Here is a 19,659-nt window from a genome sequence, read left to right on the forward strand (position 1 = left end):
ATCAATCTGGTTGCGGTGCAACCGGATCCGGTTCGATGAAGGTCGGCTCGGGCTCGGGTTCGAGCGGGCCGAGATAGATGCCACCGCGCGGCACCGGGCCCGCTTTGCCGACCGTCGAGATGGTCAGCAAACCGTTGGCGAGGGTGAGCGACAGCTCATGGCCGTCGATCTGCACGATGGTGGTCATAGGTCCTCGGCTTTCCAGTAGTCCCAGCCGTTGCTGTTGACCCAGCTCGCCCGGCTGAGCCCGAGGCCGGTGTAGCGGTATGCCGGTCCCGTCGGCAGCACCTTGTCGGTATCGGTGTAGGAGAGGAACTGTGTCCAAGTTCCATTGATTTTGCGTTCGGCGGTGAAAACATTGCCGACCGCTTTAACTCGCACTTCGTCGTTGTCGGCGACGGGCGTCGTGGTGACCGCCAATTGGCTGTAGGTCTCACCGTTGACGAACCGCAACAGTCCGGCGCCCTTACTGCCGACCGCCAATGCGACATATGAACTGTTCGTCGCATCCGAACGCACCATCAATAGTCCCGCCTGTGTAGCCGGACCCCGAACGCGACCGCTCACCATCTGGTCGTCGTAGTTGAGATTGCGTGCGTAGATGTAGCGACGGATCCCGTCGGTCCCACCCCAGACGACGAAAACCCCACCCTCCACGGTGGCGTAGGTGCTCGACATCCGGGCAAGCGTCGATGGCATGCCGTTTTCGAAGTCCTCGAATAACACCAGCTTTCGCGGCGGTCCGGTGACTATGGCCCGGCCCAGCGAAACGTAGGGCACCATCGTGCCGGTGAAATCGAAGCTGCCATTGGCGATGACGGATCCGGCAGTGAGTACCGCGCCGGATGCGAAACGCGCCTTCAACCGCGGCGGCCAGACGTCGGCCGCCCGGGGAATTTCCGCGGACGCGACGGCCATGAGCGGTCGGGGCACGCCAGAACCGCGCTGCTGGATTCCGATGAAAGCCGTATCGCCCGTTGCGAATACGATCTCCTTCGGCATCGTGATGGATCGCTCGAAACGAGACTTCGTGATATTGGGTGTCTGATTGTCGGAAACCCATTCGATCTTGATGTTGCCGGTGTCCAGCAACCGGCCGACCACGACGTACAGCTCGCACGGGTCGCCGGCCACCGCGTCGGGAATGTAAGTCACCACCTGGCGCGGGCCGTCGTATAAACACCGGATGAAGGTCGCTTCCAGCGTGTTGGCCGGGGGTGTGTAATTCGGGCTCATGTTGAGATAGAGCGCCCCTGCCCCGGCGCTGCCGACCTGAATGTCGTACTCGGTGTAACCCGCTACCGGTGTCGTCGACGCATCCCAGACCCCGTAATGCAGCAGATGCCGTGGGAACGAGGATTCCTCGGTGAGGTTCAGCGTCTCCCAATACGGCCGCAGCGGCAGCCCGTCGATCACCACCTGCACCTTCGAATTGGTCGATTTGATGATCGGCGTCTGATTGTCGGCGGTCTGCTGGGCGGTATCCGCGGACTGCTGTGCGCCCCTGGCGTCCTGCATCGCCTTCTCGGCGTCCTTGCGCAATTGCCGCGCCCACCCGGACAGGTCGATCAGACCACCGGTGAATCCGGTGATGGCGTCACAGAGGTTCGCCGCGAAAAGGTCGAAGCCCGCCTCCATGAACTTGCCCATGTTGACCTGGACTCCGGTGTAGGAGCGCAATACGCCACCGGTCATCGCCGCCTTCGCGGAATTCTCGTTGTATTTGGCGACATTCCGGACGCCGGATTGGCCACCGCGGCCGGAATACGAGCCCTCGGGTATGACCTTGTCGGGTGATGTCACGGCTCGACCTCGAACGTTCCGGTCCGCGCCAGATCGGGTTCGAAAACACCGCGGTCGACCAGATGCGCCAGTTCGCCGGACTCCTGGAGTTGCCGCACCAGCTCGCGTCGCTCGTCGACCGACAGTTCGGCTATGGACGGCACGGTGGCCGTGGGCGGCGGCGGTGTACCGACCGGAACCCACCGGCCCGCCTGACCGAGCCAGTGCTCACCGTCTCGGGCGGCCGGCTGGTACTCCAACAGCTGCTCCTCGGGGTGATGCCGAAAACCCAAATCCCACAAGTGTTTCGACCATTCCGCCAGTACCTGGGGCGGTAGCAGGAGCGGCCCGTTGCGCGGGCCGGGCAGTCCGACGAAGGCCCAGAGGAAGGCCTCGCCCGGGTCGTCCGGATCGCATTCATGCTGTAGTGGCAGCGCCATCGAAAGTCTCCGTATCTCGAAATATGCTGCGCCGGTTCACATCACGCCGAGCTCATGCAGGTCGCCCATGATCGACTGGATGTGCCGCAGGCTGCGGGTGACCGGGTCTTCCAACGCCTTGTCGTCGCCGATGGTTACGGCCCACCCGGGGGTGACCCCGCGCCGCCATGAAAGCTCCAGCGCCGTAACCTGATCCACGAAGATCTGGCCGGGCGGCATTCCGGCGACGGTCGCGCCGACGCGATCGCCGAGGAAGAAGTGGCCTTGGCCGTTCTCTCCGATCAGATATGGTGCGCCGTCGGCGACCGTAAGCTTGTGGCTGGTAAAGGCTCTCGTCGCCCACAACCCGGCGCGCAGGGCAACCAGACCGGACAGCGAGTAGCCCGATTCCGCACCCTTCTGGAAATGCTCGAAGTAGTGCGACCACCCCATGCGCGGCGCGCGCAACGGGGACTTGAACGACAGCCACGCCAGGATCGTGTCTCGGTACAGCGGTTTGAGGAAGGCGTCGATCGTGCCGCCCAGCGGCACACCGGTGACTCCGAGGATCGCATTCGCCATCAGGTCGCCCGCGAGGTTGACCGCGGCCGAAATACCTTCATTCACACCGTAGGCGCTGTGTCCGCCGGTATTGATCTGCACCGCCGTCGCCGGAGAGATGGTGAATTCCGATGTCTGGATACCGGTGTATTCAGATTCCCGGTAGATCACCCACGGACTGCTCGGCAGCGTCCCGAGCCAGTCGGGCTTCTGATATTCGGGCGGACTGTTGGGGTCCACCTCGGTGGGCTCCTGCTCCAGAAAGTCCTTGGTGAAATTCTGGATGGTGTGGATAAGCCCGGTGAGCAGCGAACCACCCTCGGACGTACCTGAACCCGTATAGAAGCCCGACTTGTCGACGATGTCGAAAACCAGGCAGCCGTGCCGCAGGTTCGCTCCGGGCCACGGCGGCGGATCGCCGTCGAGGTATCTGCGGCAGGTCACCATGAGCTGCGCGTCGTCCAAGGTCGGCGCGGCCATATCGTGCCAGGTCTTCCAGCGCGAGGAGATCACCGTCCACACCGAGGTGTCGGACAGGAAGTCGTTGGGCGCCACCACCATCGACCATTTGGACTGGTCCAGGTTGAACCACTGGGCCGGATCGAGCGGGTCGTCCGGCAGCGCCCACAGACTCGCCTCCTTGCGCAAGATGTTGAGGAATAGGGCGAGTTTCAGGCACCAACGCGACGGTCCGGCGAGCATGAACACCCGCGGAAACTGGATCGCGGCGGGCAGAAAGGGATTGCTCCAGGCCTGGATGAACTTCAGCTCGTGATAGTCGTGCATGAATTGGATTGCCACGGAGTGCAATCCGGACTCGGTCTTGCGCAAGGTTGCCGACTTCATCCGCCCGCTCCACCGCGCACCGTCCTTGTCCACCGTGACGTGCACGTTCTGCGTGGTCCGGTGGCGCGCGTCCATCACCCACTCGGCGAGGTAATGATCGGCGGGCAATTCGAGCAGCCCAGTACCGGATTCGTTGAGCAGCCACTTGAAATCGGCCGAATATTCGGCGCGGCAGATCCCGCGCAGATTCCAATCGCCATCCCATATGCGAATCAGCGGTGGCTGAATACGCAAGTCGCGACGCTGTTTTCGCGTCGCGACCGCATTGCGGTAGATCACATCGAGATCGGAGGACGGGCCGGTCACTGCAGCCCCCATGGCCGCGACCAGTTCCGAGGGCACCGTACCTGGACCTTCGCACCGGGGGGCGCACCCTTCACGGTCACCGGAAGCTTCGTCTGTGGTGTCCAGGCGGGCACCGAATGCAGGAACAGTTTACCGTTCATTCTGGCCCAGACCGAACTGTTGTCGGCCGCCACGACCATCTCCTGCAGTGGATCGGTGTCGACCGTAATATCTTGTCCTGCAACCAGAGTCGGCATGGTAATGACCCGGTTCCGGAACGAGTCGTTCTTCCAGGAGAAGTCCGGCAGCGTCCAACTGCCGGGGGCGGTGGCGACCCAGCGCAACCACATCGGCTGATCGGTCGGATTCGACACCGGTAGCCACAGGGTTTCCGACGTCCCATCCGGGCGGGTATCAGTGCTGGTGACCGCCGTCGCGGTGACATCCTCCTCCACCCACCAGGGCACGCCCGCCGTACAGGTCATCACGATATTGGCCCACCGCTTGACGTGCGGATCGATCTTCGGTTTGAACTCCGGCTGCTCCGATAGCCGCAAACGCAATGTGCGCGAGCCGAATTCGGTGGTTATGGTCAGCTTCGAATCGCGGTCGTACGCCCAGGCCTTGCGCCAGGCGGAGTCTACCGATTCCCAACTGGCCGAATCGGTTTCGTAGATGTTGACGCCGAATACGACGTCACGTTTCTGCCAGTTCGTACCACCGTAGGTAGCGCCGATCTGGAAGGCGGATGAGTTCCAGATCGTCTTCACCGGCGCGTCATAGAGTCCCGTCGGCGCGCTGGCCAATTCGACGCCCTCGGCGGCCTGCCCGGCGCCGGAGAGCGTCCAGTGGGAGCCGTCGACGCCCTCCACCTCGATGAGTGCGGCCTCGGCCACGTCGCTTCACCTCTGTTCGGTCGAATGTCCTAGGCCCAGCGCCCGACAAAGGTCAGTGCGCGCTGCGCCTCATAGGTCTTGGCCTTCTGGAAGGCTGTGTCCACATCGGCGGTGGTGATGTTGATGATCATCGAGTTGTCCACGGCGCCAGGGTTGTTGCCGCCGTGCTTGATGCCGCCGCCGTTCACAACCGGGGTTTGCCCCCGAAGCGCGGCAACGGCTTTCGCGTCCTCGGCCGCCTTCTTGGCCAACGCGTCGTTGATCTGGTTGTTCGCCGTCGCACCCGCCTGGAACGCATATGGGATGTTGTCGGCGCCGATCAGCCCCAGCGCGTCACCGACATTGCCGCCGATGAACGCGCCGAACGCATCGCCGAACTTGCCGATGTCGTTGTAGACGTTCTCCCCGACCTGTTTCTTGTCGACACCGGAGAGCAGCTTCATAAAGCCGTCCTTGGCTTTGTCCTGCGCCATGGCCGACCAGGTGGAATACACAGTGCCACCGTCCGCGAACCGCTGGGTGTCACCGTTGTTGATCGCATGCAACAGCGGCAGATGTTGTTCTGTCGCAGCGGCATTCACTACGAACTCGCCATTCGACAGCAGTGCGGGCACCCTGTCCTCGCGCGGACCTCCGGGGCCGGAGACAAAGCCGCCCTCAGCGAGCCGCACGGCCTTGGCGGGACGCGCGGGCTGGTCGAATCCGCCCCACCGCTTCGCCTCGCGAATGGTCTTGCCCGACTCCGGCGCATCGATAATGTTCGCGACGTCATCCGCGACGATGCCGACGTGCATGGGTTCACCGTTGACGAACTCGCCCCAGATCACATCGCCGGGTTGCAGATCGTCCATGGCGACGGCCCAGCCCCTGGACTGCTGCAGCTGATTGTTGGCATTGGGTTGCAGGTCGATCTTCTTACCTGTGCCCTGCCAAACCGCGTACTCCACAAGGTGTGAGCAGTCGAAGCCGACCTTTTCGAAGTCACGGTTGCGGTCGGCATCGCCGCCACCGTCCGAAATGCCAAGGCCCGGACCTTCTTTCCCGCCACCGCCCCAGGCATACGGCACGCCGATCTGGCTGCGGGCGGCCGCGACGATAGCCTTGCCGATATCGCCGGGCGCCGAATTGTCCTGCGCGGGTGCGGGCTTGTCCGCGGGAGCGGCCGGTGCCGGATTGCCTGCCGGAGCCGGATTGTCCTGCGCCGGTGCGCTATTCGCCGGCGCCGGTTTAGCAGCGGCATCCGGCCCCGCCACGGGCGACCCGAACAGATCCGCCTCGGCCTTGCGCCGCCGCACCAGCCCCTCGACAACACCGTTCGAGTCGTGCACGAATAATCCGAATGCCGTCTGAGCGCCTGCGTAATCGCCCTGATTGAGCAGCTTCAGCACATCCGAGCCCGCCAAGCCGCCCGCGCCGAGGTTGTAGGTGAAGCTGGTCAGCGCGTCGAATTGATTCTGGTTGATCGGCACCTTCACCTTTTGACGCACGGCGTCCTGTGCCCAGCCGGTATCGTTGCGCAGGTATTCCTCGGCCTGCTCCGGCGTGATCCGCGCATCCGAATTGTGCGGCACATCCGGGCCGGTGTGGCCGTAGCCGATGGTCCAGATTCCGTTCGTATCCTGATACGCGTAGAAGGGGCGGCCCGGCTTGCCGTTGCCCTCGAATCCCTTCAGCAGCTCGACGAGGTTCGCACTGGCGCTGAACGAATCGGCGGAGGCGACTCCGGCCGTGCCCCTTTGGTGCGCCTCTTTGAGGTCCTGGTCCTGCGGTCCGCGATTCTTTGCTTGCTTCAGATTCTGGTCGGGACCGGGCGTGCCCGGAGCCGGACCATTCGCGGCGGGAGCCGAGCCGGTGCTACCGAATAGGTCGGCCTCGGCCTTACGCCGCCGCACCAGCCCCTCGACAACACCGTTCGAATCGTGCACGAATAATCCGAATGCCGTCTGAGCGCCTGCGTAATCGCCCTGATTCAGCAGCTTCAGCACGTCGGAGTCGGCGAAGGCGCCCGCGCCGAGGTTGTAGGTGAAGCTGGTCAGCGCATCGAACTGTGCTTGGGTGATGGGCGTCTTGACCTTGCCGCGCACCGCGTCCTGCGCCCAGCCCGCGTCGTTCCGGAGATATTCCTCCGCCTGTTCCTTGGTGATCTGATAATCCGGATCGGCTTTGACATCCGGCCCGGTGTGGCCGTAACCGATGGTCCAGATACCATTCGTGTCCTGATAGGCGTAGTAGGGTCGCCCGGGTTTACCGTTGCCCTCGAATTCCTTTATCAGATCGAAGAATCCGGGACTGACGGAGTAGCTGTCCGCCGCCGCTTTGGTCGCGCCGTCCGGCTTTGCCGCGGGGTCCGCGGCCGACTTTGCCGTCGGATCCGCGGGCTCTTGGGCAGCCTGTTTCGGCGCAGCAGGATTCGTTCCTGCCTGCGGTTTATCCGCCGGGTCCGGCTTTTTATCGGGTTGCGTATTCGCGGGAGCCGGTTGCCCCGCGCCTTTCGAACCGACCGGAACCCGCACCGCCCAGTGGACGTGATCGCGGTGCTGGTCCATCGTGGAATCGCCGTAGAAGTTCGTGCCATCCCCGACATCGAGCGTCTTTCCATCGGTGGCGCTCTTGTCGGTCTCGCTCTTCCAGTCGTAGCCGATATTCCGGCCGAAGGGCCGGTGGATGAGCTGGACGGTCTCGTCCTTGTAATTGTCCGCGATCCAGTTGGCCAGCGCATCCATTGCCGGCGAGCCGTCCTCTCCCGCACCGACATTCGAGAAGTCGGCAGCCTGCCCACGCGGATGGAAGCCGTTGTCGGTGAACCGGAGCCCCGAGGTCATCTGGAGTTCGGGGAATTTCTCCTGGACCACTTTGGTCATCGACTCGATATAGCCGCCGTCGGCAAACCGCCCCGCCCCGCCGTTGATCGCGTCCAACAGCGGTCGATTCGCGGCCGTCGCCGCGGCATTCACCACGTACTCGCCATTGGACAGCCAGGCCGGGATCATATCGTCACGCGGGCCGCCCGGACCTTGGATCGCGCCACCGATCGCGCGGGCCTGCATGAAAGGCGATGCGGGCGGCTGGCTTACCGCGTACTGGGTGGGAATCGCGGTGCGCGCCTTGATACTCACCTCGTCGAGCAACGCGGTCAGCGATTTCAGTTGCGCGACAGCATGATCGGTGTCGATATGGATGCTCAGCTCGCCCGTGGCCGCGCGCAACTGTTGTAGCTGGCTATGCGCCACCGCGGTGTCCAGCGCGACCGGGGTGGCAACCTGATGCTTAGTCGCGATGAACGCCTGCAATTCGCGCTCCGCACCCGACAGGTCGAGACAGGTGGGCACGGTGAGGTCACCCGCCGGTTTCAGATTCAGTTCGAAGTCCGCGCCGAGCGACTTCAGCTGTGCCTGCACCGCCTCACGGAATCCATCCATCAGCTTCGGCCGCATCGTCACCGCTGCGGTATCTGGAATACCGTTGCCGTCCACCATGATTCACCACACCGCCTGATCGGTTGAGTTGTGTAACTTCAGCTGATGTGCACGGACACCAGCAGCCCCGCGCCGATGGCCTGGCCGGTGCCGTTCTGCTGCAATCGCACATCGAGAACATCGTTGGGGCGCAATACCGGTTGGGCGCCGAGCGGAACGGTCACCGGGATCTCCGCGGCCAGGTCGATACCGGCGGCTGTCGTCAGACGCGCGAAGGTCCGCACCACCGAACCGCCACGCAACTGCCGGACGCTGATCGTGACATTGTTCGTCGCGGATCCGCTGACGGTCGTAAACCCGTACGGCGCGACCACAACCACGTCGGTTACGGTGTCGCCGCTGAAGAACGCCTGCTTGTAAACGCCGGCCAGGACGATCGCGTCGGCGCCGCCCGCCGCCTGGGCAGGCAGCATCGCACTGTAGATCATGAGAGCGAACTCGTTTCGTCTTCGGTTGCCGGAGGAAGGAATTCGTCGATGAGATGCTGCATCGACCGCAGCCTCAGCTCCTCGCGGACGGTGTCGAGCGCGGTCACCGGCCGCGGCATCGGTTTGATAGCGGGAGGATCCGCGCCCGCCGCCGCGATCACCGCCGCTTGCACGCCCTGCAGTGCGTCGATGATGCCGAGCAGCAGATAGGTATCCATGGTGTAGCCGTCGGGCGTCGGCGCGTCCTCGGACGGCGCCGTCCCGTCGGCGGCGGCCGCGGCCTCCAGCGCGAGGATTTCCCGAGCGATGGTGCGGTCCATCGCCAGAGCGGTCTTGTACTGCGAACCTCGGGGCAGCCGATCCTTGAACCGCCAGAGGGTCCGCCAGTCACGAGTACGAAATTCTTTGGGCCCGAAGCAGTCTCGGAGGTCGATGCCGCGCTCGAGCAAATCGTAGTCGAGCGCGTCACCGAACCGGTCCCAGAACTCTACGAGCCCGACGATCCCCCCGGCAGCTCCGCCGCGCCCGCGCCATAGAAATGCGCGTACAGATCGCGTTGGAACGCGACCCATTCGTCGAACGGCCGGTCGTCGTAGAGAGCCGCTATCGCCTCGTACTGACCGCCGAGCAGGATCTTCAACTGCTCCTCGTCACCCTCGGCATCCCGCATGGCGATCGCCTGCCTGCGGGTCATCGGTTGAATGACAATATCTTTGGTCAGCTGATACGGGCCTCGACGCCGGTCCGACAGCTCCTGCTGGATCTCGAAGAAGCGGCCGACCGCTTCGGCGGCAGTGGATGATTTGCGAGTTGCCATGGGGGATCTCCGGTTTCGCGTACTTTCAGTTGTTGCGTGCGGACTTCTCGGTGGACACCACGGCCGTCTCGGCGCGCCGGTGCCCCAGCCCGTACACCGCGTTGACGTAGCCCGTCGCGTCGAACACCTCGTATTCACGGGCGCCGTCGGTCAGGGTGACCGGGTAGCTGGTGGGAATTGCGGACATCATGCCCTGCTCTCTCTCCGATGCTGTGAAGGAAGGAGTGACTGCGTGCCGCGACCGGAGACACGCGGCACACAGCCACGACTCGGGCCCGCGCGACTGGGAAATCGGTTGGGCGGTAGGCATTCTTACGAAACGGTGACGTTGCAGACCGTATTGAGCGCCGCACCGCCACCCGCCGGGGTGTACGTCACGTTGATGCTGGTGGTACCCGCGGCAACACCGGTGACAGCGCCATTGGCGGCAACGGTCGCCTTGGCGGGAACGGTCGAGTTGAACGTCACCGCCGGAGGCGTCAGCACGCCGCCGAGCTGGTCGGTGACGACCAGCGGCGCCGAGGTCTGACCGACGGTCAGCGCAAGGGTCGGCGCGACCGAGATCGAGGTCACCGGGTAGTTGATCCCGGTCTTCGACAACAACTGCTTCCAGCCCGCACCGCCGAAGCCGTGCGCGACCGCGTAGCCGACGTTGTCGTCCTTGAACGCGGTCAGGGTGAGCTTCTGCGACAGCACGGTGGTGGGGGTCCACTGCTCACCGGCCCACTTGGTCACGGCGACCTTCGGCATCACCTTGATCACGTAGATCGGGGCGGCATCGGTGCCGTCCTTGCCGATCACGATCGCGGTGTAGTAGGTGATCTGCGACGCGCTGGGCTGGGCGAACCACACCTCGCCGTTGGCCTGTGCGGCCAGCTGCTGCACGTTCACATTGGTTGCCAGCGCGATGGTCAGCGCGCTGGTCTGCTGCGGTTCGAATTCCAGCGTGGTGATATCGCTGGTGATGTCGTCGCGCATCGGCTGCATTTCGCCGTAGGACTCGATCGGCGCGGCGGTAACGGCGCGGGCGAACGCCACACCCGACTTCTTGTCGATCAGACCCACCGACTGGAACGCCGGCGGTAGGGTCTGCAGGTTCGCGCTGGCGTCGGTGAACGACGACGGCACCGGGGTGCCCCACGGCGCGAGGAATACGGCGGCGTCGAGCGGCTTGAGCAACAGCGAGTTCTTCGCGGCCTTCAGCGTCGTCAGATTGGTGGATGGCAAAGCTATCTCCATTCGAGTGCCCGAGATGCGGGCGCGGATACGAAAATGGTTCGCTCTCAACAGGTTCAGCGAGAGCGCTGGCTCGCTACTGACGACGGGCGTCCAATGCGAACGCGAGGTCGACCATCTGGTTGAGCGGGTCCAGATCGGGGAACTCCAGCAGGTTCCGGCTGCGGCGCAGGGTGGGCGGCTGGAATTCGGGCTCGGTCACGGCGATTTCCTCGACCCAATCGACGAGCACGCCATTCACCCGCGCGGCCGGTGCGTTCAGGACCGCTGCGCGAACCTGCGTCGCGAGCATCTGCGCCTGTGGCCTATTGCTGCCGAACACCGCGAGACGAACATTCGCCCGATAGGTAATGGCGTTGAAATCCACTGTGCCACCGGTCTTTCTGGCCCAAATGAACGGCAGCGCGGACTGGAAGTCATCACCCGTCGCGGGCAGCGTGGATACGGTGGTGGCAATCGACTTCAGCAGATCGACCATCACTTGTTCGAAGTCGGGGAACTCTCCCGGCGCCGGATAGGGCGTCGTCACGGCCTCACCTGCACCTCAACGTGCAAAGTGCCGGTGTTGGCGATGGTTTCGCGGTCGACATCGTCGGCGTCCGCCTCGTCGTATGCGGTCAAAGTCTCCTCCATGGGGTCGAACGGATGTCGTCACAGACCGAGCAGCGGCAGGATCACGGGAGCGATCTTCAGCGCCAGCTCGAGCAGCGCGATGATGACTGTGCCCAACGGATTCACCTCCTTTCGTCGGCGAAAATCAGTGGCGCCGAGAGGAATCCGGCACGATACGACCTGCGGCGACCAAAACGTCGAAAGCGAACGCCTTTCGGCGGCAGTGCTCGATCACGCAGGCGCGATGGACACGCATGGCCTCGTGCGCCCCGTCGATGGTGAGCGGATGGGCAGGCGCGACATGCTCGGCCATCTCCAGCTGCGTCAATACCGTGTAATCCATTGGCGGACCTTCGATTCAGCATGTGGGTAGAGGCCCCGCCCCGGGCATCGATCGCCCGGGGCGGGGCGTGCGCCCCGTGCGCGACATCCGTCTACAACCGCCTGAAGGGGAATCGGCGGGAGACGGGCGCGTGATCGGGGCGGGTATGTGGCAAGCTCTGGCCCGCTTGTGCTTTCGGCATCGAGGGTTTCGGGGGCGTGCCACGTGAAAACGATTGTGGCCTCGAACCGTTGGAACGGTTCGAGGCCACAATCGAAACTTGTTGGAGTTCTGAGGGATTCCCGTGATTTCGGGATCAGGGCGCAGCTCTGGCGCTGCACCAAGCTTCACTCAAGAAGCTCCGAATGTCAAGGAAGAACCGAAATACGCAGGTAGACAAGGGTTTTACGGACCGCGTCACGAACGCACCCGCTTACGGGACGGGTAGGCGAGATGCGCATCCAGCACCAGCCCGACCACGTACAGCTCCGGCCAGCCCGGCGCCCACGGACCGGGTACCGGCACGATTCGGCCCGCCTCGCGCAGAGTCTGAATCCGCCGCGCGGAGAGCGTGCGATACGGCTCATCCAGTTCCTTGGCCAGTGCGACGATTCCGGATGCATTGAGTCGATGAGCGCGCGCCCGCGCCAGATCGTCCGGATCGATCCGCACGGGCCGCCGCGGCGGACAGACGACATGTAGCGCGGCGTCGTACACCGCCCGGATCTCGGACGGTGCGGTCTCGGCGCCCTCGGTCATCGCGAACGCGACAATGTTTCGTTCCAGCCACCGAGCCAACGCGGATGTCGTTGTCGCGCCGGAATATTCGAAGCTTCGCTGCTCACATATGACCCGCACCCAGGAGACGAGCACGGCGTGCAATTCGTCGGCGGCCCGGGACGCGGCCGGGTTGTACGGCAAGGGTTGCTCACTCGGCCTGCGGTGCATGCGATAGTCCGCCGCACCGGACAGCCGATCCTGCCTGGTCATGGTGATTCCGAGATCTTCGACCAGATCCGGGATTCCGCGCAGCAGTTCGGCGAGCTCGCGCAGCTGGTCGCGGTCGAGATAGCGGTGGTTCGGATCATCGGTCATCGTACGACCGGTCCCGGCATCATGGCGGTCGGCGCCTCTGTCATGGTGTCGCTTCCTCTTCGATGGAATGCCAGTGATCGAGGGTGGTCTCGGCGGTGTGGTCGCAGCGCAATACCGGCGGGTCCGGATTCACCGCGAGCAGTTCGACGGGCGGATGCCGCCAGCCGGCGTCGTCGCACATCGGACAGCTCCGGATCGCGTCCCGCCGTTGCGCCGCCTCGGCGCGAATTTCGTTTCCGTGCAGCAGTTCCCAGCGCTCACGAGCCCGCCTGGCCTCGGCACATCGGCCGCATGGCGGCGGAGCCGGATGAGTGCGGTGAACCGCACAACGGCGGTCGGGCCTGCCCGACGACGATCCGATGTCCCGGACCGCCGCCGCCGGGCTTCCCGCCGAATCAACCCGGTGCGGCTCGGACTCGATCGCGAATCCCGCGCTCCCCGAAGACTTTTCATGGCCAAGGGCAGGGACAGGGGTTCGACGTCGCTGCGGCGCGCGCTCGGCATCGGCCGAAGCCATGGCCGGTGCGGAGGTTCGGGCATTTGCCGAAGCATCAGCTTGCGCCCGCCGGGCCTGACCGGACACCTGCCCGCCCTTGCGGCCCGCCTCCGCCCGCTTGCGCCGCCGATCCTCGATCTCGTTCTTGGACAGCTGACGCTCGGCCCACCCGTGGAACTGATACCCGCCCTCGGCGGCGGCCCAGAGGCCAACTTCGACAAGCTTTTTCGCCTGCGCGGCGGTGCCGAGCCCGCGCACGATCGCCGTCGGCACGAAACCTTCGGTGAGCTGCTGCATCGACCACGATCCGGCACGTACCCAGAGCCCCATGGCCGCGTTACCGGCGGCCACCGTCTTCGGATGGAATCCGAGCTGGTCATCGACTTGAAACCAGGGCATCAGCGCGTCCCCGCGCCTACCTCACGGTTGATCACCTCGGCGAGTCGTCGCGCGTGACCGCAGCGGATGTAGTCGTCGGTATGCCGCCCATCCAGGAGGTAGCCACGCGCATAGGCGACCGCGCCGCCCCAACTGCGCCAATTCGCCGGTGACCACCACTGCTGCAATTGGCCCCGGATCGCGACATCGAGCATGCTCTGCCCCCAGCGCAACGCCGCGACCGGATCGGCCAGATCGAAGTAGGCCGTGAGATCGGCGATGGTGCGCAGGGGGTTGCCTGCGGGCAGCGCGGTGATCGGATCCCCCTCGGCAGCAACCCAATACGCCGGCACTCCGGCTATCGGGCGCTGACCGGCGATGCCATAACCACCCGGATCCGGCGGCACGCATTGCCCTTCCGGTCGTAGCGGATCGGCGATCAGCGCACATGCGACCACCTCCAATCCCGGCAGCTCACCGCGGCCGACCTGGGCGGCCACCTCTCCCGCGATGGCGGCTCCCTGCGAATAGCCAGCCAGCACAACACGATTCGGAGTCGAACCGATGGCGTCCAGCAACGCGTGGCGCCCGACTGCCACACTGTCGGCATAGGCGACACGACGCCCGTAGTCGGCCGGATACGCCACCATGCGCGGCGCGAATCGCTGTTGGTCGAGGGCGGCCGCGAAGGTTTGGCAGATGCCCTCCCCACCAGAGTTCCAGGTTCCACCCATGATCAGAACGTCGAAGACCTCTTTCTTCGACCAGAAGAAGGCCACGGCCTCTCCTTTCCATGACATGCCAACCAGGCGAATGCCATTGCGGCTCCGCCATTTTCGGGACGATGAGGGATAGCGCCTCAGGGCGTGCAGCGCGGCGGGCCGTCGAGGCACCGCGATACAAGGGATTCCATCCGCAGATTGGCCGGATGGGTCGCGATCGAATTGCCTAGTTCGGGACAGATCGGATTCGGATATCCGTAATCCACATAGACCATGCGGTGATCCGCACCGGTGATAACGCCGTGTTCGACGGCACCACGTTTAGCCGCCATGCCGGGCGGGGTGAAAATAACGCGTTCCCCGATATGGCGCCGGAACTCCGCAACCGCCGGATCGATGCGCTGTCGCGCCCTCATAGGACGCCGCGCATTGTCATAGCGGGTGGCCTGACGGCGAGCCCGCCGCCCGGGTTATCGGCGGGCATACCGTCCCGTCCACCGAATACCGCGCTGCGCGGGGTCGGCCACTGCACCCCAATCGAGAAAAGCTGTGAGTTTGCCGAGAAGTCACTTCGGGCCGCCGACCAGTCACGGATTCGATAGTGATTCCTGTCACATAATGTTTGAGAAGCGGCGGGTGCGCCGCGCCGAATTCGGCCGACCATCACCACTCCCCCTCCCGTGGCACAAAGTCGGCCGCGCGGCAGTCGAGCGCCGCCGCGATTCGAACGAGTTCGAACAGAGTGAAGGACTCCACCGCGGACAGACGCCGCCGCAGATCCGACGCCGGTAAACCGGAACGTCGGGCGAGTTCGGCCGGACCGAATCTCGCGATGGCCATGGCCTGCCGCACTCGCTCGGCGACCATACGGTCCAAATGTTCCATATGGAGCACGATAAGGTCCGTTTGGAACGGTTGCAAGTCAAATCAGACTGATCGGCTGGAATATTTGCTAGGCGCTCAACGGACCGGCGTGTCCCCGGCATGTCGTTTGCCAGGTAGCCGTTCGGACCTCAGAATGGTCCATATGGGTGTGCAGAAGGCGGCATCGGACATCAACCGCGCCGTGGGTAACGAACTTCGAGCGGCTCGGGCACGGCGCGATCTGACTCGGCCACAGCTCGCGGCGCTGACCGGACTCGGGGTCAGCACGATCCAGCGTTTCGAAAACGGTGAGCGCTCACCGGATATGCAGCAGCTGCACGCGCTCTGCACGGCGCTGGACATCCCTATGCGGGATTTCGTCGCGCTGGCATTGCGCGACATCGAGCGACCCTAGAAATGCTCGAAGCTGCCGAGCCATCGTGGTCCGGCTAGCGATTCGGGCACGGCGTCAGGCGCAGCGCGGATCGAACGTACCCGTCGCCGCGGATCCGCCGGCCGCCTCGGCGTATTCCAGTACCGCCGTAACCGGATCCACATCCATCGACCACGCCGCCAGGACGATGTCGCACAGGGTGCCCCGGCCACCGACGACACGGTGGGCCGCGTCATCGCCGATTGCCGCGCCCAGCATGATCGCGGTACCCATGCCTCGCACCCAAGCTTCGTCCGCTTCTGAGTCGTTGTCCACGAACCCTGTTCCCCTTCACTCGCGCTCGACTATGAGCCCTCCGTTCCGGGACGAGAACCAAACGGGCGTCCCGGATCTGGCGTAGTTATATCCCATCGGCCAAGGGGTCGCCGACCAAAGTCACCGTGCCACACCGAGTTTCATTGGGCTATGCGCGCGGCCGAGCCATCCGGCGCGGTAGCAGGAAATTAACTAATTATGGGTAACTTTTACTCGCACTTGACCACCGGAATCGGGTCGTACTTGACCGTCCTTGTGCGACGGGAGATTTCGCGTCCACTGCGTCGGTCGGTGATCACTCGGGTGTCGGAAGTGGTGAAGCCTGGCTGGCCTTCGGTGGCGATGCAGTCGCGCCCCTTCGGCAGCTTGATCGTCTGCGGCTCGGTGGGTTTGGTGCGGTCGCCGGTGATGGACTCGACGTTGACCGTCTTCACGCCCCAGATTCGCACGGTGATCTCCGAGTCGGTGCCCAAAGTCTCTATGTATATGCCGTTTTCGGTGTTGTTGCGGAATTTCAGATCGATCGCGCCGTCGAAGACGGTGGCCTCGCGGGCGGCCGGATACCGGGAGATGTAGTAGCTGTGCTCGGTGTGCCCGGCATCCTCGAGACCGGCGAAATATGCCGCGTTGTAGAGGGTGGTGGCGAATTGGCTTATGCCGCCGCCGACCGCGGTGCTCGGGCGGCCGTGGTCGATGATGCCCGACTCCACGTAGCCCTCGGCGGTGCCGCGCGGGCCGGTGAAATCGTTGAGCGAGAAGGTATCTCCCGGTTTGACGATGGCGCCGTCGACCTTCTTGGCCACCGTGCGGATGTTCACGCCGGACGGTCCGCTGAAACCGCCGGTGGTGAACTGGCCCATCACCTCGGTGATGTTGAGCGCCTGCGCAGCCTCGGTGGTGAGCTTCGGATCGACCTTCTCGTAGACGGCCTGCGCGGTGCGCTGCTGCGGCGCGGCGATCAGTGCGGGCAACTGCTCCAACGACTTCGGCCAATTGATCTTGTCGCCGATCACCGCGGGCACCACCGTCGCCGCCCCGCCCGCGAAGGCGAATTTCGCATCCTTGGGCTCGACCTCGGAGGCCGCGAGCTGCGGTGCCAGCAAACCGATGGCGACGTCTTGTTGGAAGGTCGGTGCGAGCCCGCCGTTACCGTCCGGGGTGAATGCGAGTATCGAGGCGATCTGCGCGGGATCCAGGACGGCCGCACCGCCCTTGCCCGCGAAGGTGATCGGCGCGCTGACCGCCGGTTCGGCGATCTCGTGCAGCGCCCGGTCCACCGATTCGGGCCGCACCCGCATCGGCGCCGCGGTCTGCGGTAGATCGAGCGGCCGGGCGAGCATCCATTCGTCGACGATCAGTCGCCGGGCCGCGTCCACATCCAGCACCCGCCCTGGAACCGGTGGCACCGCAACGGGTTTGGTGTTCTCGAAGCGGACCGTGCCCTCGACCGTCGGGCGGTCGTGCACGCGCAGCGCACCGAGCCGGCGGTCGAGTGCGGCGGCGTCGACGGTGCTCACCACCGGAACCGTGTGCGAATGGAACAGCGAGACCAGTCGGGTGATCGGGTTCAGCGGCTGCCCGCCGATTCCGGACCACGTTGCGGGCCAATCGATCTCGAGTCCGGCCGCCTTCGGCACCAGGGTGGTGCGCAGATCGCCGATGGTGATCGGCACCTCCTGCGCGGACCGCGATTCCAGTGCGGCGCGCAGCCTGGCATCGGCCGAGCCGGGGCTCATGCCGCCGATATCGACCCCGGCCACCACCGTGCCGCGCGGCACCGAACCCGAGGTGAGCAGGAGATCCGCGACGTAGGCCAGGCCGCCGACCACCACGAGCGCACCGACCGCGACGCCGAATCGTTTGGCCATGGGTGAGATGAGCTTGGCCCTGACCGTCGCGGATCTCGACGGGCTTTCGGGTCTCGGGCCGCGGGCCGCCGTCCAGCGGTCCGTGGCGGGTGTGGTCCGGTCGGCGGGTTCGGCGTCGAGCGCCTGCGATTCGGTCCGATCCCGGCTGCCGAACCTGCCGCGCTTCTCGGCCGCGGCCGATTCGGTCGCGCCCCGCTGAACCGGCAGCGGAACGGTCGGCATCGAATCGATATCGAGCTGCGAGTCGACGATGGGCAGGCGTTCGGTCACCGGATCCGAATCGTCGGTCTCGGTGACCCGATTCGATTCGAGGAGCCGCCGCAACCCGACCTCACCCTGTGCGCGGCGCGGGCGGCGCCGCCCGGCAGTCGACTCGCTGGTCACGAACCGGCCTCCCCGCTTCGGTTGCTTCGGGCCGCGCACCGCGCGCGACCGCCGCCCACAATAGTTGGCGGCACGGGGTGGCGTCGGGCAGCCATCGGGCTACAGCAAATCGTGCGCAAGGTATCTCACCGGGTAACGCGCGGTAGATAAGAGAACTCCGCGCAGTTGCCGGGTCGGGGGTCTGGCAACTACGCGGAGCAATCCGTTTATCGGCACGGCGTTCGCGGCGTTACACATGCCCGCCGACATCGATGTGAGCAGACGCGAGACAATCGAATGCGACTCTTCGGACTGCCGCGGCGTGCGCGTCAAGGCCCGGAGGCGGTAGCGCAGCGGGCCCACGTAGAGCCTCGGGAACGCCGCAACTCGAACACAGAGGGAGATGATGGCATGCAGCTGGGAATGATCGGCCTCGGCCGGATGGGCGCCAATATCGTGCGCCGCATCGTCAGAGACGGCCACACCGCCGTCGGATACTCACGGCACGAGGAGCAGATCAAGGAGTTCGTCGACGAACTCGGCGACAGCTTCCAGGGCGCAACGGACTACAAGACCTTCGTCGCACAGCTGGAGCAGCCGCGCATCGTCTGGGTGATGATCCCGGCGGGCGCGACCGGCGCCGTCATCGATGAGGTGGCCGAGCTGCTGGATCCGGGCGACATCATCATCGACGGCGGCAACAGCCGCTACCACGAGGACATCAAGCGCGCCAAGGCGCTGCAGCCCAAGGGCATCCACTACCTGGATATCGGCACCTCGGGCGGCGTCTGGGGGCTGGAGCGCGGCTACTGCCTGATGATCGGCGGCGAGGCCGACACGGTTTCGCATATCGAACCGCTGCTGAAGTCGATCGCCCCCGGCGTCGACGCCGCGCCGCGCACGCCGGGCCGCACCGGCGAGCCGTCGGCGGCCGAGCAGGGCTACCTGCACTGCGGCCCGGCCGGCGCGGGCCACTTCGTCAAGATGGTGCACAACGGCATCGAATACGGCGCGATGGCCGCGTATGCCGAGGGCCTCAACATCCTGCACAAGGCGAATATCGGCCTGGACCAGAACGGCCTGCACTCCGCCGAGGAGACCCCGCTGGACAACCCGGAGTGGTACCAGTACGACATCAATGTCCCCGAGGTCACCGAGGTGTGGCGGCGCGGATCGGTGGTCGCCTCGTGGTTGCTGGACCTCACCGCGAGCGCGCTGCACGCCGATCCGGAGCTGTCGACATTCGGCGGCCGGGTGTCCGATTCCGGTGAGGGCCGCTGGACCATCGACGCCGCGATCGACGAGGGCGTCCCGGCGCCGGTGCTGTCCGCCGCGCTCTTCGCCCGCTTCTCCTCGCGCGGCGAATCGCTCTACGCCGACAAGATGCTTTCGGCCATGCGCAAGGCCTTCGGCGGCCACAACGAGCTGCCCGGTAAGCAGTAATTTCGCGTCAGCGGCCCTCGCACTTCATGGAATACGAAGTG

Annotated in this window: 22 protein-coding genes; 2 read left to right on the top strand and 20 right to left on the bottom strand. The window is 65.0% G+C overall.

Going from position 1 to position 19,659, the window contains the following annotated elements; all coding sequences use genetic code 11:
• Window position 1 precedes the first annotated feature (1 nt).
• The 18 genes from F5544_RS44220 to F5544_RS44315 all read right to left on the bottom strand — a co-directional run bounded on the left by F5544_RS44220 (window position 2) and on the right by F5544_RS44315 (window position 15,256).
• Window positions 2–187 carry a hypothetical protein gene (locus F5544_RS44220; protein WP_167478644.1) on the bottom strand — a complete coding sequence of 62 codons (186 nt, stop codon included), beginning with the start codon at window positions 185–187 and terminating at the stop codon, window positions 2–4.
• Window positions 184–1,803: a hypothetical protein gene (locus F5544_RS44225; protein ID WP_167478645.1), complete on the bottom strand. Its 1,620-nt coding sequence runs from the start codon at window positions 1,801–1,803 to the stop codon at window positions 184–186. Before F5544_RS44225 ends, F5544_RS44220 begins: the two co-directional genes overlap by 4 nt.
• Complete coding sequence (locus F5544_RS44230) at window positions 1,800–2,222, bottom strand: phage gene 29 protein family protein (RefSeq protein ID WP_167478646.1); 423 nt, start codon at window positions 2,220–2,222, stop codon at window positions 1,800–1,802. Before F5544_RS44230 ends, F5544_RS44225 begins: the two co-directional genes overlap by 4 nt.
• A gap of 36 nt (window positions 2,223–2,258) precedes the next feature.
• Window positions 2,259–3,950: a phage tail protein gene (locus F5544_RS44235; protein ID WP_238846982.1), complete on the bottom strand. Its 1,692-nt coding sequence runs from the start codon at window positions 3,948–3,950 to the stop codon at window positions 2,259–2,261.
• Complete coding sequence (locus F5544_RS44240) at window positions 3,911–4,789, bottom strand: phage tail protein (RefSeq protein WP_167478647.1); 879 nt, start codon at window positions 4,787–4,789, stop codon at window positions 3,911–3,913. The genes F5544_RS44235 and F5544_RS44240 overlap by 40 nt, the downstream gene beginning before the upstream one ends.
• Window positions 4,790–4,818: 29 nt before the next feature.
• Window positions 4,819–8,265, bottom strand: a complete 3,447-nt coding sequence (locus F5544_RS47250) for a glycoside hydrolase family protein (protein ID WP_203217478.1) — start codon at window positions 8,263–8,265, stop codon at window positions 4,819–4,821.
• A 38-nt stretch (window positions 8,266–8,303) separates the two neighbouring features.
• Window positions 8,304–8,693: a hypothetical protein gene (locus F5544_RS44260; RefSeq protein WP_167478648.1), complete on the bottom strand. Its 390-nt coding sequence runs from the start codon at window positions 8,691–8,693 to the stop codon at window positions 8,304–8,306.
• Window positions 8,690–9,013 (bottom strand): hypothetical protein, encoded by a 324-nt coding sequence (locus F5544_RS44265; protein WP_167478649.1) that lies wholly within the window; start codon window positions 9,011–9,013, stop codon window positions 8,690–8,692. The genes F5544_RS44260 and F5544_RS44265 overlap by 4 nt, the downstream gene beginning before the upstream one ends.
• Before the next feature lie 167 nt (window positions 9,014–9,180).
• The gene (locus tag F5544_RS44270; RefSeq protein ID WP_167478650.1) at window positions 9,181–9,510 is read right to left on the bottom strand and encodes a hypothetical protein; all 330 of its coding nucleotides are present in this window, start codon (window positions 9,508–9,510) and stop codon (window positions 9,181–9,183) included.
• Window positions 9,511–9,535: 25 nt separating this feature from the next.
• Entirely contained in the window at window positions 9,536–9,700 is a 165-nt protein-coding gene (locus F5544_RS44275) for a hypothetical protein (protein ID WP_167478651.1), read from the bottom strand.
• 122 nt (window positions 9,701–9,822) lie between these two features.
• Window positions 9,823–10,737, bottom strand: coding sequence for an Ig-like domain-containing protein (locus F5544_RS44280; RefSeq protein WP_174867527.1), 915 nt, complete (start codon window positions 10,735–10,737; stop codon window positions 9,823–9,825).
• 85 nt (window positions 10,738–10,822) lie between these two features.
• Window positions 10,823–11,275, bottom strand: a complete 453-nt coding sequence (locus F5544_RS44285; protein WP_167478653.1) for a hypothetical protein — start codon at window positions 11,273–11,275, stop codon at window positions 10,823–10,825.
• A gap of 228 nt (window positions 11,276–11,503) precedes the next feature.
• Complete coding sequence (locus F5544_RS44290) at window positions 11,504–11,701, bottom strand: hypothetical protein (RefSeq protein ID WP_167478654.1); 198 nt, start codon at window positions 11,699–11,701, stop codon at window positions 11,504–11,506.
• Window positions 11,702–12,097: 396 nt separating this feature from the next.
• Window positions 12,098–12,775 (bottom strand): hypothetical protein, encoded by a 678-nt coding sequence (locus F5544_RS44295; protein WP_167478655.1) that lies wholly within the window; start codon window positions 12,773–12,775, stop codon window positions 12,098–12,100.
• A gap of 40 nt (window positions 12,776–12,815) precedes the next feature.
• On the bottom strand, window positions 12,816–13,670 hold the full coding sequence (locus tag F5544_RS44300) for a hypothetical protein (protein ID WP_167478656.1): 855 nt from the start codon (window positions 13,668–13,670) through the stop codon (window positions 12,816–12,818).
• Entirely contained in the window at window positions 13,670–14,428 is a 759-nt protein-coding gene (locus F5544_RS44305) for an alpha/beta fold hydrolase (protein WP_167478657.1), read from the bottom strand. The genes F5544_RS44300 and F5544_RS44305 overlap by 1 nt, the downstream gene beginning before the upstream one ends.
• An 80-nt stretch (window positions 14,429–14,508) precedes the next feature.
• Entirely contained in the window at window positions 14,509–14,787 is a 279-nt protein-coding gene (locus F5544_RS44310; RefSeq protein ID WP_238846983.1) for a hypothetical protein, read from the bottom strand.
• Window positions 14,788–15,034: 247 nt separating this feature from the next.
• Complete coding sequence (locus tag F5544_RS44315) at window positions 15,035–15,256, bottom strand: helix-turn-helix domain-containing protein (RefSeq protein ID WP_167478659.1); 222 nt, start codon at window positions 15,254–15,256, stop codon at window positions 15,035–15,037.
• A 142-nt stretch (window positions 15,257–15,398) separates the two neighbouring features.
• Between F5544_RS44315 and F5544_RS44320 the strand changes: the two genes are divergently transcribed.
• On the top strand, window positions 15,399–15,650 hold the full coding sequence (locus F5544_RS44320) for a helix-turn-helix domain-containing protein (protein WP_167478660.1): 252 nt from the start codon (window positions 15,399–15,401) through the stop codon (window positions 15,648–15,650).
• Between the two features lie 54 nt (window positions 15,651–15,704).
• On the opposite strand, the gene F5544_RS44325 is transcribed toward F5544_RS44320, so the two are convergent.
• Both F5544_RS44325 and F5544_RS44330 read right to left on the bottom strand, forming a co-directional pair.
• Window positions 15,705–15,902, bottom strand: a complete 198-nt coding sequence (locus tag F5544_RS44325) for a hypothetical protein (protein WP_167478661.1) — start codon at window positions 15,900–15,902, stop codon at window positions 15,705–15,707.
• A 251-nt stretch (window positions 15,903–16,153) separates the two neighbouring features.
• Entirely contained in the window at window positions 16,154–18,196 is a 2,043-nt protein-coding gene (locus F5544_RS44330; RefSeq protein ID WP_238846984.1) for a VanW family protein, read from the bottom strand.
• A 390-nt stretch (window positions 18,197–18,586) separates the two neighbouring features.
• Between F5544_RS44330 and gnd the strand changes: the two genes are divergently transcribed.
• Entirely contained in the window at window positions 18,587–19,618 is a 1,032-nt protein-coding gene (gnd, locus tag F5544_RS44335; RefSeq protein WP_167478662.1) for a phosphogluconate dehydrogenase (NAD(+)-dependent, decarboxylating), read from the top strand.
• Window positions 19,619–19,659: the final 41 nt, after the last annotated feature.

It is taken from the genome of Nocardia arthritidis, from assembly GCF_011801145.1.
GTDB classification, from domain to species: Bacteria; Actinomycetota; Actinomycetes; order Mycobacteriales; family Mycobacteriaceae; genus Nocardia; species Nocardia arthritidis_A.

Coding starts and splice junctions, on each gene's coding strand:
- F5544_RS44230 (WP_167478646.1), bottom strand. CDS start 2,222: ATGGCGCTGCCACTACAGCATGAATGCGATCCGGACGACCCGGGCGAG.
- F5544_RS44275 (WP_167478651.1), bottom strand. CDS start 9,700: ATGATGTCCGCAATTCCCACCAGCTACCCGGTCACCCTGACCGACGGC.
- F5544_RS44290 (WP_167478654.1), bottom strand. CDS start 11,701: ATGGATTACACGGTATTGACGCAGCTGGAGATGGCCGAGCATGTCGCG.
- F5544_RS44300 (WP_167478656.1), bottom strand. CDS start 13,670: ATGCCCTGGTTTCAAGTCGATGACCAGCTCGGATTCCATCCGAAGACG.
- F5544_RS44260 (WP_167478648.1), bottom strand. CDS start 8,693: ATGATCTACAGTGCGATGCTGCCTGCCCAGGCGGCGGGCGGCGCCGAC.
- F5544_RS47250 (WP_203217478.1), bottom strand. CDS start 8,265: ATGGTGGACGGCAACGGTATTCCAGATACCGCAGCGGTGACGATGCGG.
- F5544_RS44320 (WP_167478660.1), top strand. CDS start 15,399: ATGGGTGTGCAGAAGGCGGCATCGGACATCAACCGCGCCGTGGGTAAC.
- F5544_RS44220 (WP_167478644.1), bottom strand. CDS start 187: ATGACCACCATCGTGCAGATCGACGGCCATGAGCTGTCGCTCACCCTC.
- gnd (WP_167478662.1), top strand. CDS start 18,587: ATGCAGCTGGGAATGATCGGCCTCGGCCGGATGGGCGCCAATATCGTG.
- F5544_RS44325 (WP_167478661.1), bottom strand. CDS start 15,902: ATGGGTACCGCGATCATGCTGGGCGCGGCAATCGGCGATGACGCGGCC.
- F5544_RS44315 (WP_167478659.1), bottom strand. CDS start 15,256: ATGGAACATTTGGACCGTATGGTCGCCGAGCGAGTGCGGCAGGCCATG.
- F5544_RS44295 (WP_167478655.1), bottom strand. CDS start 12,775: ATGACCGATGATCCGAACCACCGCTATCTCGACCGCGACCAGCTGCGC.
- F5544_RS44310 (WP_238846983.1), bottom strand. CDS start 14,787: ATGAGGGCGCGACAGCGCATCGATCCGGCGGTTGCGGAGTTCCGGCGC.
- F5544_RS44270 (WP_167478650.1), bottom strand. CDS start 9,510: ATGGCAACTCGCAAATCATCCACTGCCGCCGAAGCGGTCGGCCGCTTC.
- F5544_RS44265 (WP_167478649.1), bottom strand. CDS start 9,013: ATGGACCGCACCATCGCTCGGGAAATCCTCGCGCTGGAGGCCGCGGCC.